Source organism: Methylobacterium sp. 37f, from assembly GCF_023093475.1.
Classification (GTDB): domain Bacteria; phylum Pseudomonadota; class Alphaproteobacteria; order Rhizobiales; family Beijerinckiaceae; genus Methylobacterium.
This window is the reverse complement of record NZ_JAGHKN010000008.1, coordinates 57,432-71,135: the sequence shown is the minus strand read 5'-3', so window position 1 is coordinate 71,135 and position 13,704 is coordinate 57,432. Positions and strand designations below refer to the sequence as shown.

The window sequence follows — 13,704 nt, the reverse complement described above, 5'->3', positions numbered from 1 at the left end:
GCACCGGGCTCACAGCACCTCGATGCCGGCGGTTCCACCCTCGGCATAGCGGGCACCGGCGACGGCGCCGGGATCGAACAGGGCGTCGAGTTCGGCGATCTCGGCCGGCGTCAGCGCGAGGTCCATCGCCGCGGCGTTCTCGGCCAGTCGGACCGCCCGCCGGGTGCCCGGGATCGGGACCACGCCCGGCGCCCGGTCGACGAGCCACGCGAGGGCGATCTGCCCCGCACCGGCGCCCCGGCGCGCCGCGATGGCCCCGAGCCCGTCCAGCAGGCCCTGGTTCCGGGCCAGCGCATCGGCCTGGAAGCGCGGATTGCCCCGGCGGAAATCGTCCGCCGCGAGTCCGGCCGTGTCGAGGCCGCCGGTGAGGAAGCCGCGTCCGAGCGGCGAGTAGGCCACGAAGGTGACGCCGAGTTCGCGGCAGGTCTCCAGCATCCCGTCCTCGGGCGCCCGGCTCCACAGGGAATATTCGCTCTGCACCGCCGCGATGGGGTGGATCGCGTGGGCGGCCCGCAGAGTTTCGGGCGAGACTTCGGACAGGCCGAGCCCCCGCACCTTGCCCTGCTCCACCAGCCGCGCCATCGCGCCCACCATCTCGGCCAGCGGGGTCTCCGGATTGCGGCGATGGCAATAATAGAGGTCGATGGTCTCGACGCCGAGGCGAGTCAGGGAGGCCTCGCAGGCGGGGGCGATGTAGGCCGGCGTATTGTCGATGCGCCGCTCGGTGCTGTCGGGCGGGCGCACGATGGCGAACTTGGTGGCGAGAACCACCCGGTCGCGCCGGCCCTTCAGGAAGCGGCCCAGCAGGGTCTCGTTGTGGCCGAGGCCGTAGGTGTCGGCGGTGTCGAGAAAATCGTAGCCGCGATCGAGCGCCGCCGCGAGGACCGCGAGGGATTCCGTCTCGTCGGACGGACCATAGAACTCCGACATGCCCATGCAGCCGAGGCCCGGGACGGAGACGGTGAGGCCGGTCTGGCCGAGGGGTTGCTGTCGCATGGGCGGCTCCTGGATTCGGGTTTCGCCCCCGCGATGTGCCATGCGGGACCTGCGGCGATAAGATCGACCCGCCCTGACGAACCGTTGAGCGAGATTCATCAATGCAGCGCAGCGATCTCGCCGACCTCACGGTGTTCGCCGCCATCGCACGGAATGGCAGCTTCCGCCGGGCGGCCCTCGAACTCGGCGTCTCGACTTCGGCGCTGAGCCACGCCCTCCGAGGCCTGGAGACCCGGATGGGCGTGCGGCTGCTCCATCGCACCACCCGGAGCGTCGCTCCGACCGAGGCGGGAGCGGCGCTGCTCACCCGGATCGGGCCGGCCCTGGCCGAGATCGCCGAGGCGGTGGGGGCGGCAGGAGCGTTCCGGGCGACGCTCGGGGGCGCCCTGCGGATCAATGCCCCGCGCTCGGCCTGTCGCTTCGTCCTGATGCCGCTGGTGGCGCGCTACCTCGCCCGTCATCCGGCTGTCCGCGTCGAGGTCGTGGCCGACGATGCCATGACCGATGTGGTCGCCGGCGGCTTCGATGCCGGGGTGCGCTTCGGCGAGCACCTTGCCGGCGACATGATCGCGGTGGCGCTCGGCGGGGCGCAGCGCTTCGCCGTGGTGGGGTCCCCCGACTACCTCGCCGGGCGTTCGCACCCGGAAGGTCCGGACGATCTTGGCCGGCACCTCTGCATCCGGCAGCGCTTTCCGGGCGGGGCGATCTATCGCTGGGAGCTGGAGAAGGAGGGGCGGGCGGTGGCGGTCTCCGTCGACGGACCGCTCATCGTCAACGACCAGGAGATGATCGTGCAGGCGGCCCTCGCGGGGCTCGGACTCGGACTGGTCTTCGAGGAGAGCGTCGTCGAGCACCTGGCGTCCGGTCGGCTGGTCCGCCTGATGCCCGACTGGTGCCCGAGTTTCCCCGGGCTGTTCCTGTATTATGCCGGCCGGCGCCAGATCCCGCCGCCGCTCCAGGCCTTTATCGATCTGGTGCGCCGCCCCGAGCCCGACCTCACGGCCATACCTTGATCGCCAGGGTCCGCCGCAGGAGGTCGCGGTCGGAGGTGATGGTACAGCCCTCGGTGCGCAGGGTGACGTAGGTCAGGATAGCGCGATCGCCGGTATCGTCGAAGTTGCGCCCCTGCGCGTCCGGATCGAGCAGCGACGGATAGGCGATCAGGCCGCCGGGCGCCCGGCAGGGATCGTCGTAGAGAGTCGCACCCGCCAGCAGCAGCCGGGGCTGGTCCCAGGCCAGGAGGTCGCGGGAGGTGGTCCAGTAGAAGCCCGATTGCGGAAAGCCCTCGCCGGCCTTGGCCATGAAGACCGCGATCCAGGCGCCGCTGGCCCGGTGCCGCACCACCGCGCCGACCGGGGTCGGAAACGGCGCGATCGGCGCGCAGGTGGCCGGCCGCTTGGGCGGCTTCGCATACGGATCGGGGAAGGCGGCGGTGAAGCCGGTTCCGGTCCAGGCCCGCCACAGCGTCGGGTCGGCGGGATTGTCCGAACGGAACAGACAGACCCCGGCCGATTGGTCGCTGCCCGGCAGGCGCCATCCGGTCGTGGAGGCCAGGAAATAGCGCCACCTTCCGTCGCCGACGATGTTCGAGGGATTGAAGAAGCCGCGATGGCGACCCTGGTCGACCTCCTGCCGGAAGGGCGCGCCGGCCACCACCACCGGGGGACTCGCCCGGGTGAAGCTGCGCCCGCCATCCGGCGACGTCGCCGCGATCACGCTGTTGTACCAGCATTCCAGGTAGACCGCGGAACGGCAGCGGCCCGGATGCTCGTTGGCCCTGTACTCGTGATGGACCAGAGCGGCGACGCGGCGCCCGTCCTCGGTCCAGGTGGCGGTGATCCAGGAGGCGTCGTCATAGGCGGCGGGATCGGCCTGACCGCCGGAATCCAGCACCACCGTGCAGTCGAGTTTGAGCGCATCCAGGCTCGGGCCGCGGAAGGCACGGTTGCGGTAGTGCATCCCGAACAGCGCCACCGCCCCGGACGCGTCGCGAAACGCCCTTGCCGAGGCATCCGGCACGTCGTCCCCGTCGCAGGCGTCGCGGGTCGCCTTGAACATCACCACCGGAGGCCCGACCAGCGTCAGAGCCGAGACCGGCGGCTCGGGCGCCGCCTGCGCGGTCCCCGCGCCGAGCAGCCAGCCGAGGGCGAGAACCGGCCCGAGGGCGGCGAGGCGGGACGGGCGCGTCATCGGGGAAGCCTGGACATCGGACCAGGATTGGGTTTTGAACCGTTACAGTCTGCTTGTCCCGGCATCGGCGGCTCCGAGCTTATCCACACCGACGCCCATTTCTCGCGAAAGCCCCCCATGTTGATCCTCATTCTCGGCCTCGTGCTGTTTCTCGGCACGCACGCCTTCTCCATGGCGCGGACCAAGCGGGCCGAGGTCGTCGGCCAGGTCGGGGAGGGGCGCTTCAAGCTGGCCTACACCCTGGCCTCCCTCCTCGGGCTGGTGCTGATAGCCTACGGCTTCCACCTCTACCGCGAATCCGGCTACATCGCCGTCTGGGACCCGCCGGTCTGGACCCGCCACCTGTCCCTGCTGCTGACGGCGCTCGCCTTCATCGTGCTCGCCTCCGCCTACCTGCCGGGGCATATCCGCGCCAAGGCCAAGCACCCGATGCTGCTGGCGGTGAAGATCTGGGCCACCGCCCACCTCCTCGCCAACGGCGACCTCGGCTCGATCCTGCTGTTCGGCAGCTTCCTCGCCTGGGCCGTGGTGGCCCGCATCAGCGCCAAGCGCCGGGCGCTCTCGGCCGGTGCGATCGCGGCCCAGCACGGCGGCCCGGTGGCGGCGCCCGCCGGCTGGCGCAACGACGCGCTCGCGGTGGTCGTCGGCCTCGGCGTCTGGTTCGTGTTCGGGAAGTACCTGCATCCGCTGCTGATCGGCGTCGCCGCCTGGCCGGGCCAGGCCTGAGCCGTTTCGAAGCCGGTCGCCAAGGGCCTGCGCCTGTGCTAGGCGCAGGCCTTCCACTTTCTTGAGCGGCCGCCGGGGTTTCGGGCGGCGTGAGACGACATGGCCGAAAACAACGAGTTCATCCGCGAGGTCAACGAGGACTATCGCCGCGATCAGGTCGCCGAGATCTGGCGCCGCTATAGCGGCGTGATCATCGCCCTGGCGATTCTCGTCGTGGCCGGCGTGGGCGGATGGCGCTACTGGCAGCACGACCAGCGCGTGCGCGCCGAGGCCGCCTCCGAGCGCTTCGAGGTCGCCAACCGCCTCGCCCGCGAGGGCAAGTCTACGGAGGCCGACAAGGCGTTCGAGGCGATCGAGAGCGATGCGCCCGCCGGCTATGCCCTTCTGGCCCGGTTCCGCTCGGCGGCCGAGACCGGCAAGACCGATGCGAAGGCCGGTGCCGCCGAGTACGACGCCCTCGCCAACGACACCTCGGTCAGCACCGGCCTGCGCGATCTCGCGCGCCTGCGCTCCGCCCTGCTGCGGCTCGATGGCACCGACCCCGATGCCGCGCTGGGCACCCTCCAGGGCCTCGCCGCGCCGAACGCCCCGTTCCGCCACACCGCCCGCGAGATGCTCGGCCTCGTCGCGCTGAAGCGTGGCGATTACGAGGGCGCCGGCCGCTGGTTCGACCAGATCAACGCCGATTCCCAGACGCCGCAGAACCTGCGCCAGCGCATCGAAGTCTACGCGGCCTTGGTGGCTGGCGGACCCGTCACCGTGACGGCGGCGGCTCCGGCCGCGCCGGCCGCTCCCCCACCCGTCACGCGCTGAGCCCTCGACCCGCTTCTCACGTACGCCTGATCGAAACGAGCACACCATGGATATGCCGACCGTCGCGATCGTCGGACGGCCGAACGTCGGCAAGTCGACCCTGTTCAACCGCCTCGTGGGCAAGAAGCTCGCGCTGGTGGACGACCGCCCCGGCGTGACCCGCGACCGGCGCGAGGGCGACGTCAATTTCGGTGGTCTCGTCTTCCGCATCATCGACACCGCCGGCCTCGAAGAGGCCGATCCGGGTTCGCTGCTCGGCCGCATGCGCGCCCAGACCGAAGCGGCGATCCTCGAAGCCGACGTGGTGCTGTTCGTGATCGACGCCCGCGCGGGCGTGCTTCCGGCCGACCAGCCCTTCGCCGACATGGTGCGCCGGGCCGGCTGCCCCGTCATCCTCATCGCCAACAAGGCGGAGGGCGGCGCCGGCATGTCCGGCGCCTACGAGGCGTTCTCCCTCGGGCTCGGCGACCCGATACCGTTCTCGGCCGAGCACGGCGAGGGCACCGGCGAACTGCACGACGCGCTGATCGAGGCGCTTCCCAAGCTCGACGACGAGGACGAGGCATACGACGACGATCCGTCGAACCGCTCGCTCAAGGTCGCCATCGTGGGCCGGCCCAATGCGGGCAAGTCGACCCTGATCAACCGGATGCTCGGCGAGGATCGTCTGCTGGTCGGACCCGAAGCCGGCATCACCCGCGATTCGATCTCTCTCGACTGGGAATGGCGCGGCCGCCGGATCAAGCTGCACGACACCGCCGGCATGCGCCGTAAGGCCCGCATCGACGACAAGCTCGAGAAGCTCGCGGTGACCGACGGCCTGCGCGCCGTGCGCTTCGCCGAGGTGGTGGTGGTGCTCCTCGACGCCACGATTCCGTTCGAGAAGCAGGACCTGACCATCGTCGACCTGATCGAGAGCGAGGGCCGCGCCCTGGTGATCGGGCTGAACAAGTGGGATCTCGTCGCCGACCAGAACGGCCTGCTCAAGAAGCTGCGCGAGGATTGCACCCGCCTGCTGCCGCAGGTGCGCGGCGTCGCCGTGGTGCCGCTCTCCGGCCTCGCCGGCGAGGGCATCGACAAGCTGATGCAGGCCGTGACGAACGCCGAGGAGATCTGGAGCACCCGCGTCTCCACCTCGCGGATCAACGACTGGCTGAGCGCCGCCACCCAGCGCAATCCACCCCCGGCGGTGTCGGGCCGCCGGATCAAGATCCGCTACGCCACCCAGGTGAAAGCGCGCCCGCCGCACTTCGCCCTGTTCGGCAATCAGCTCGACGGCCTGCCGAAATCCTACACCCGCTACCTCGTCAACGCCCTGCGCGAGGCCTTCGAATTGCCGGGCACGCCGATCCGGCTGTCGCTGCGAACTTCGAAAAACCCGTTCGACCGCGAGAACAAGGGCTGAGGACAGGGGTCACGGCGGCCCACACGTCGTCTCCGCCAGCCAGTCCACCACCGCGTCGAGGGCCTGCCGGTTCGAGGTGTCGCCGTTGCGGGTGGCCTCGAAGGTGGCGACCTGTCGCTCGGCGCTGGTGCCGTGATCGAGGATGCGGCGGGCCTGCGCCACCTCCGCTTCGCAGTGAAGCGCGGCGGCGTCCTCGGCGATGAGGGTCAGCAGCGTGTCCAAAGCCTGGGCGAAGGGCACGGCCTCCTCGCTCGCCTCGTCGATCAGCTCGGCCTCGGTGCCGCTGCGCTGGGCGCGCCACAGGTTCTCCTGCGCCAGCGCGCGCGAGACGCCGTCGAGGCCGGCATTCAGCTCCGGCCGACGCACGACGAGCCGCACGAGGCAGCGATAGAGCGCCGCGATGGCGAGGGCGTCGTCCAGGCGGGTGCAGGAATCGGCGATCCGCAATTCGAGCGTCGGGAACTTGATCGAGGGACGAAGCGACCACCACAGGAAGCTGGCATCCTGGATCGAGCCGGCCTGGGTCATGATCCGCACGTAGCGCGCATAGGCGGCCGGGTCGGCGAACAGCTCCGGCAGCCCGGTGCGGGGCAACTCGCCGAAGGCGCTGAGGCGATAGGCGCTGAGGCCGGTGGGCTTGCCCTGCCAGAACGGCGAGGATGCCGAGAGCCCCAGCAGCATCGGCTGGAAGGGCAGCAGCCGGTTCATGAGATCGACCCGCCCGTCCGGGTCCGGCACTTCGACATGGACATGCATGCCGCAGATCAGGCTGCGCCGTCCGGCTAGGCCCACGTCCCGCAGGATGCCGCGATAGCGGTCGCCTTTGGTGGGGAGTTGGCGCGCCCAATCCGCGACCGGATGCGTGCCGGCCGCGAAGACCAGGAGACCGTGTTCGCGCCCGAGCTTGGCCAGCGCCGCCCGCTGCCGGGCCAGCACCTCTCGGGCCCCGGCGAAGTCGGTCGAGGGCGGCGTACAGACCTCGACCTGACATTGAAGCAGTTCGCGCCCGATCTCGGGCAGTTCCTCGCCGGCCTGGACGTGGAAGGGCTTCACCGAGCGCCGGGGCGTGCCGCGCGTCTCCGCATCCGCCAGGAAATATTCCTCCTCGATGCCGAAACGGAAGGGGGCGGACGTCATCGGGAGCCTTGTCGGTTGCTTGCTCCCCTCAACCCGTCAGGCGGGCATTTGTGCCCGGGCCGGGCCGCCGACGAGCCAGGCCGGATCGAACCAGCGATCGGCCTCGCCGTCATAGGGCAGGCGGGTGACGTCCCAGTGCTGGATATAGCGGGCATAGACGTTCCAGACCGCGATGCCGCCGCCGACGAAGATGCGCCGTCCGGGATAGCGCGCCAGAACCGCCTCCGGGTCCTCGTGGCTGCGGATGACGTCGATGGTGCGGTCCTTGAACGCAAATTCGGGCACCGACGCGATGGTCTTGGGGCCGGCGATCAGGACGTGCCCCATGGTGATGGCGAAGAAGCGCGTCACGTCCTCGACGAAGAGCGGGTCGGTGTTGCCCTCCCAGGGCAGGTGTCCCTTGAGGCCGAGCTGGCCGCGAAGGCCGATGGCGCAGATGCAGCGAACGTCGATCATGAGAGGCTCGTCCGAAGAGGGGAGGGGAATGGCGCGACCTGCCGATGGAGGGTCGCACCGATGGCACCGGCAAGGATCGGGGTGCTGCGGCTCGCTCTCGGATCGGGCCGCCGCACGGACAGGGTCCATCGGCTGATGGCAGATCTGGACCGTCAGCGCGATTGCGAATCGCAACTTCGCGCCCGTGCGGGGACAATTCCTCCCGATCGATGACGCCGCGCCGGGTACCGCCAATGCCCCTCGGTGAGCGTCCACGGTGAGCCCCCCAGGTGAGGGCCGGACCTCAGTTCGTTTGCGGCAGATAGGGTTTCGTGGTCTCGGGCGTTTCCAGCAGGCGCCGGCGGAGATCCGCATACGGCACATCCTGCACCGCCAGAAAGCAGGGATGCTCCGCAATCATCGCGGCGGCCATGCCGAGGGATTGGCCGACCTGCATCAAGGTCAGTTCCATCCGGAATGCGCCGAACGCCTCGTGCGTGGCACTGACGCAGAAGGCCACCAGAAGGTTTCGACACTCGGCGCGCCGAGGAACCGTGACCTCGTAGGGGATGGGGAAGATCTTGTCCTTTCCGCCATTCCCGACCTCGAAATTCCCCTCGTTGCGAACGTGCCAGACAGGGAGCGGAACCGCGATCCGTTGCGTGTGATGACTGTCCCGATTGTAACTTCCGGCCGCGATCGTACTGAGGCTGCGCGGCTCCGAGCCGTCACGAGCCGCGATATCGGCGCCGTGGAGCACGAAATCCGACACCATGCGCTGGGATTCGCGGACGTAGAGCTGGTAGGGCCAATGGCGTTCGTCGCCGGGAAACGGGTCGAGGTAGTGATTGTCCGCCAGGCCGAAGGCCCGCATGGATTCCCGGACGGATTCCGTCACCCGCGGGTCGTTCTCGTGCTGGAAGGCATAGAAGAGGCCGCGAATCCACCGCTCGTGCTCCTTCCAGATCAGGCTTCTCTCCGCATAGCTTGCGGACGGATAGGACCAGGAACCGCCGACATGGTCGAGGGATACCGCTCCCCGGTTGTTCACGTCGTACAGACCGTCGCCGATGTTGTTGCAGAGCAGAAAATTCTCTTCAGCCATCGTCGAGGTCGGCTTCAGGAAGCCACCGTCCCGCAGCGCCTCGAGATAGCGGAATAGAATTTCGTAGTTAGCTTTCTTGTAGCCGTCCGGCGGGGTGCTCGCGAACGGCACCCGGGCACGCGGGTCCCGCGTCAGGGTCAGGCGGAAGTTATAGGCCTGAACGGCGCCGTCCCCCGAGGCGGAGGGCAGTTGCGGGCGTTCGCGAACGCCCGGCAACAGGCCGGATGCCGGATCGGAGGGCGTGACGAACGGATCGAGATAGATGTGGCGGTCGGCGAGGAATTTCAGGAAGAAGCGCGGCCGGACGAAGTTGTGATTGCTTCCGCCGCCGTCGTTGAAGACGTTCCGGTAGCCATTGTAGAGGTCCTGCGGCGACGCGGCCTCGCGACCGATGAAGGTCGTCACTCCGGCCTTGTCGGCCAGGTCGCCCTCGTACGATGCGTCGATGAAGACTTTCGCCGCGAATGTCTGTCCCATCGTCGTCGCAATCTCGACGATCAGGCCGTTCTCCTTGCGAACCCGGGTGACCCCCAGTGACCAGAACACCGGAATATCGTGTCGTGCCAGCAGATCCTGGAACACGGCTTCGGCGAATCGCGGCTGGAACGCGAAGGTCCCCGGGGGATGTCCGGCGCGTTCGTTGATGCGGTCGATCACGTAACGGGCCAGCCCACCGTAGGCGCGCGGCGAGTCCACATCGGAATACCCGAGCCCGCCCGACATCATGCCGCCCAGGTGACTCTCCCGCCAACCGCCGACCAGCGCGACGGAGCGACCCTGGCGCTTGGCCTCGAACGCTGCCGCGATACCGCCGCTGGTCGCGCCGTAGACGACGATGTCGAAGCTCAAGTGTCCGGCCCGAGCGGAGAGCGGATAGAGAAGCGTTGCGGCGGCACCCCCGAGAAAAGAACGTCGCGAAACCATGATGGGGAGTCTCTCGGAGTTTCTTCAAAAGCGCGATCGACGATCATACAGAACGGAAAACCACGTATCGGCTTGTCACATATGGTCAATGAGTCGAATCGGATTCTGCGCAGTCTGACCTTTCGAATTTATTCGCGATCGGAAACAGAAAAATGCTCCTGTTTCTATAGGGCAACTTGAACAGTGATAAATGTGATCCCGCGTCCTGGCCGACTATTTGATAAAAATTGGTTCTTCTCGAAGTACCATGTCTCGCAGCAGATCTGATTAGATTAGCAACGATGTTTATGCCTCGGGCGTGATCGTGGTCGGACCCATCGTCTCGCGCTTCGCGGCGTTGCGAGACCACCCGGGAGACGGGAAGGAGTTCGACCGCTGGTCGGGGCGAGGCAAGGGTCCGGGCGAGGCAAGGGGCCGGTCGAGGGGCTTCTGGCCGGGAAGGCACCCAAATACCGCATCTGCGCGAGAGACGTCCCAAGCCTTGGCCTTGGTGCAGATCGATCGCGAACGGTTTGATCCCGGCAGATCGGGATAGCCCGCTCGCTCGATGCACGAGCGGCCCTCATGCGCCGCTGTCATCCGCCTCGCCGGGCGGCGGCGACGATGCCGCGCGGGGGCATGGGTCCATCTGGTGGCGACCGAGCCTCGATAGCCTCCGCCCATGGTTCGGCCGTCCGAGGCGAACCGGGTCGTCGGAGAGAGCCAGCGGGACGATCACGCGGAGGCGATGTCCCGGTCGCGCGATGCCGGGAGGGGGGAGGGCGGCTTCGGAACCGAGCGGGGCTGCCTTCACCGGTGATCGGTCGCGGCCGGGGTCCGGCGGCGACTGTGCCGACGCTGCGGCGTCAGCCTGCCATCTGGGGCGTCAGGATCCGGTCGCTCGGGAAGTCGTAGATCTTGCCCGATTCCGAGAAATCCGGGCTCGCGAGGCGCACGAAGTGCGGGGCGAGGTCTTCCGGCGTCTTCAGGGTCATCTCGTCCTCGCCCGGCATCGCCGCCTTGCGCATGGTGGTGCGCAGGGGGCCGGGGTTGAGCAGCATGGCGCGCACCGGAGTCGTCGCGGTCTCGGCTGCGTAAGTCCGCACCAGGGCATCGAGAGCCGCCTTCGACACCGAATAGGGGCCCCAATACGCCCGGCACTTCTGCGCCGCCCCGGAGGTGACGAAGATGGCGCGGCCGGCGTCGGACATCCGCAGCAGCGGATCGAGGGAGCGGATCAGCCGGTAATTGGCGGTGACGTTGATCTCCATCACCTGCGCCCAGGTCTTCGGAGTCACGTGCCCGATCGGTGTGAGATTGCCCAGGATGCCGGCATTGCCCACCAGGATGTCGAGGCGCTTCCAGCGTTCGTGAATGCCGGCGCCGAGCCGGTCGATGGCGTCGTAATCGGTGAGGTCGAGGGGCACGAGGGTGGCGCTGCCGCCGCGCGCCCGAATGGCATCGTCGAGCGCTTCCAGGCCGCCCTGCGTGCGGGCGACCGCGACGATGTGGGCGCCGGCCTCGGCCAGCGCCAGGGCGGCGGCATGGCCGATGCCCCGCGACGCCCCGGTGACGACGGCGACGCGGCCGGCGAGGGTTTTTTCGGGCGTGCTCATCGGCCGGCTCAGTCCGCTTCGGCCAGCATGGCGAGGCGGCGCGGCCCCGCGATGGCCAGATCGGTCAGGCCGGTCGGGTAGTCGCCGGTGAAGCAATGGTCGGTGTATTGCGGGCAGGCCTCATCGCGGCGGGCCTCGCCCATGGCCTTGTACAGACCGTCGATGGACAGGAAGGCCAGCGAATCGGCACCGATGTAGCGGCGCATGCCCTCGAGGTCGTGGGTGGCGGCCAGCAGCTTCTCCCGCTCCGGCGTGTCGATGCCGTAGAAGTCCGGATAGGTGATCGGCGGCGAGGCGATGCGGAAATGCACCTCCTTGGCGCCGGCCTCCCGCATCATGCGGACGATCTTCACCGAGGTGGTGCCGCGCACGAGGCTGTCGTCGACCAGCACGATGCGCTTGCCCTCGACCACGGCGCGGTTGGCCGAATGCTTCATCCGCACGCCAAGTTCGCGCACCGACTGGGTCGGCTGGATGAAGGTGCGGCCGACATAGTGGTTGCGGATGATGCCCATCTCGAAGGGCAGGCCGGTCTCCTGGGCGAAGCCGAGGGCGGCGGGCACACCGGAATCCGGCACCGGAATGACCACGTCGGCCGCGGTCGCCGATTCGCGGGCCAATTCGTGGCCGATATTCTTGCGCACCGCGTAGACGCTCTTGCCGTTCACCACCGAATCGGGGCGCGCGAAGTAGATGTACTCGAAGATGCACGGGCGCATCGGCTGCGCGGGCGCGAAGCGGATCGACTCGATGCCCTCTTCCGAGATCACCACGATCTCGCCGTTCTCGATGTCGCGGATGAACTTGGCGCCGATGATGTCGAGGGCACAGGTCTCGGAGGCGAGGATATAGCGGCCGTCGAGTTCGCCGAGCACCAGGGGGCGGATGCCCAGCGGATCGCGGGCGCCGATCAGCTTCTTGTTGGTCAGCGCCACGATGGCGTAGGCGCCCTCGATCTGGCGCAGGGCCTCGGTGAAGCGCTCGACGATGCGGGGCGCACGGGAGCGCGCGGCGAGATGCAGGATCACCTCGGTGTCGGAGGTCGATTGCGTGATGGCACCGTCGCGCACCAGGTCGCGGCGGATCGACAGGGCGTTGGTGAGATTGCCGTTGTGGGCGACCGCCAAGCCCCCACTGGCCAGCTCGGCGAAGAGCGGCTGCACGTTGCGCAGGATGGTGCCGCCGGTGGTGGAGTAGCGGACATGGCCGATGGCGGCCGGGCCTTCGAGATGCTCGATGGTCGAGCGGTCCGAGAACGAATCGCCGACGAGGCCCGGACGACGCTCGGAATGGAACACCGCCCCGTCGAAGGAGACGATGCCGGCCGCTTCCTGGCCCCGGTGCTGCAGGGCATGGAGCCCCAGCGCGACGATGGCGGAGGCGTCCGGGTGGCCGAAGATGCCGAAGACGCCGCACTCTTCGCGCAGCGTATCGCCGTCGCGGTCGAGCCCGTCCACGACCTCGACCGGGGGACGGGCACTCGACTTGGCTACAGACATGATGATGTCGTTCCCTGGTTGGCCCCGTGCGAATCCCCGCGCAGGCGCCGTCAGATGACCGTCATGTAATCGGCCTTCGCCGCGCGACCAAGCGCACGGCGACGCAGATCAGCGTCGCGGGGCGGGCGTGGCTGGCGCCTCGGTGCGGCGCTGGGCCGGAACCTCGCCTTCCGGCGGCTCGACCGGATCGGCCGGCGCGTCGGCTTTCGGCTTCTTGAACTGCTTCAGAAGACCCTCGGGATTCTCCGGGAGCTGCGCCACCAGGGCCTCGCCGGACTTCTCCAGCATCGGTCGGCTGCGCGCCTCGGAGGCCCAGGGCGGCATCTTGCCCTGCACCAGCCAGGCCAGGAACACCCAGCCGATGACGCAGATCAGGAAGCCGCGTCCGGCCCCGAACAGGAAGCCCAGCGAGCGGTCGATGGCGCCGATGCGCGAATCGAGGATCATGTCCGACACCTTCACGGTGAGAATGGACACGACGATCAGGGTGAGCAGGAAGATCGCCGCGATCGAGGCGACGAGGGCCACGGTCGGGTTGCTCACATGCTGGCTGACCGTGGGCAGCAGCAGGGGATGGAATTTCCACGCGATGGCGGCGGCCGCGACCCAGGCGATGATGGCAAGCACTTCGCGGGTCGCGCCACGGACGGCGGCCAGCAGCGCCGAGACCACGACAATACCCAGCACGACGAGATCGAGAACGGAGAACGGCATCTCTGACGATTGTCACTTCATGGGGCGGAGCGGCGACGATGACCGGATCGTGCGGCTTCCCCCGGCCGCGGCTCTGTATATCGTGCGGAACCTCGGCCGTCACCCTGGCGCGGGATGCCATCCCCGGCCGGGGTCCGGCCAGGTTTGACCCCGGTCGGGGGGGCG

General features: G+C 68.7%; 12 protein-coding genes. 4 read left to right on the top strand and 8 right to left on the bottom strand.

Annotation, left to right across the window (positions count from 1 at the left end):
* Nucleotides 1-9 precede the first annotated feature (9 nt).
* A complete protein-coding gene (locus J7U37_RS07620) occupies nt 10-996 on the bottom strand; it encodes an aldo/keto reductase (protein WP_247635324.1) in 987 nt (328 codons plus the stop codon).
* 101 nt (nt 997-1,097) lie between these two features.
* On the opposite strand from J7U37_RS07620, the gene J7U37_RS07615 reads away from it, so the two are divergent.
* Nucleotides 1,098-2,009 (top strand): LysR family transcriptional regulator, encoded by a 912-nt coding sequence (locus tag J7U37_RS07615; protein WP_056190020.1) that lies wholly within the window; start codon nt 1,098-1,100, stop codon nt 2,007-2,009.
* On the opposite strand, the gene J7U37_RS07610 is transcribed toward J7U37_RS07615, so the two are convergent.
* The gene (locus J7U37_RS07610) at nt 1,993-3,186 is read right to left on the bottom strand and encodes a hypothetical protein (protein ID WP_056190022.1); all 1,194 of its coding nucleotides are present in this window, start codon (nt 3,184-3,186) and stop codon (nt 1,993-1,995) included. The genes J7U37_RS07615 and J7U37_RS07610 overlap by 17 nt on opposite strands.
* 117 nt (nt 3,187-3,303) lie before the next feature.
* Here J7U37_RS07610 and J7U37_RS07605 point away from each other — a divergent pair, with 117 nt between their 5' ends.
* The 3 genes from J7U37_RS07605 to der all read left to right on the top strand — a co-directional run bounded on the left by J7U37_RS07605 (nt 3,304) and on the right by der (nt 6,130).
* Entirely contained in the window at nt 3,304-3,912 is a 609-nt protein-coding gene (locus J7U37_RS07605) for an NnrU family protein (RefSeq protein ID WP_247635323.1), read from the top strand.
* 99 nt (nt 3,913-4,011) lie between these two features.
* Nucleotides 4,012-4,725, top strand: a complete 714-nt coding sequence (locus J7U37_RS07600; protein WP_247635322.1) for a tetratricopeptide repeat protein — start codon at nt 4,012-4,014, stop codon at nt 4,723-4,725.
* A gap of 46 nt (nt 4,726-4,771) precedes the next feature.
* On the top strand, nt 4,772-6,130 hold the full coding sequence (der, locus tag J7U37_RS07595) for a ribosome biogenesis GTPase Der (RefSeq protein WP_056190028.1): 1,359 nt from the start codon (nt 4,772-4,774) through the stop codon (nt 6,128-6,130).
* A 9-nt stretch (nt 6,131-6,139) separates the two neighbouring features.
* On the opposite strand, the gene J7U37_RS07590 is transcribed toward der, so the two are convergent.
* The 6 genes from J7U37_RS07590 to J7U37_RS07565 form a co-directional block, all read right to left on the bottom strand.
* Nucleotides 6,140-7,267: a carboxylate-amine ligase gene (locus tag J7U37_RS07590; protein WP_247635321.1), complete on the bottom strand. Its 1,128-nt coding sequence runs from the start codon at nt 7,265-7,267 to the stop codon at nt 6,140-6,142.
* Between the two features lie 36 nt (nt 7,268-7,303).
* Complete coding sequence (locus J7U37_RS07585) at nt 7,304-7,723, bottom strand: dihydrofolate reductase (RefSeq protein WP_056478903.1); 420 nt, start codon at nt 7,721-7,723, stop codon at nt 7,304-7,306.
* A 283-nt stretch (nt 7,724-8,006) separates the two neighbouring features.
* Nucleotides 8,007-9,731 (bottom strand): FAD-dependent oxidoreductase, encoded by a 1,725-nt coding sequence (locus tag J7U37_RS07580; RefSeq protein ID WP_247635320.1) that lies wholly within the window; start codon nt 9,729-9,731, stop codon nt 8,007-8,009.
* Nucleotides 9,732-10,576: 845 nt separating this feature from the next.
* Complete coding sequence (locus J7U37_RS07575) at nt 10,577-11,326, bottom strand: SDR family NAD(P)-dependent oxidoreductase (protein WP_247635319.1); 750 nt, start codon at nt 11,324-11,326, stop codon at nt 10,577-10,579.
* Nucleotides 11,327-11,334: 8 nt separating this feature from the next.
* Nucleotides 11,335-12,825, bottom strand: coding sequence for an amidophosphoribosyltransferase (gene purF / locus J7U37_RS07570; RefSeq protein WP_056190038.1), 1,491 nt, complete (start codon nt 12,823-12,825; stop codon nt 11,335-11,337).
* A gap of 108 nt (nt 12,826-12,933) precedes the next feature.
* Nucleotides 12,934-13,539 (bottom strand): CvpA family protein, encoded by a 606-nt coding sequence (locus J7U37_RS07565; RefSeq protein ID WP_247635318.1) that lies wholly within the window; start codon nt 13,537-13,539, stop codon nt 12,934-12,936.
* Between the last annotated feature and the right edge of the window lie 165 nt (nt 13,540-13,704).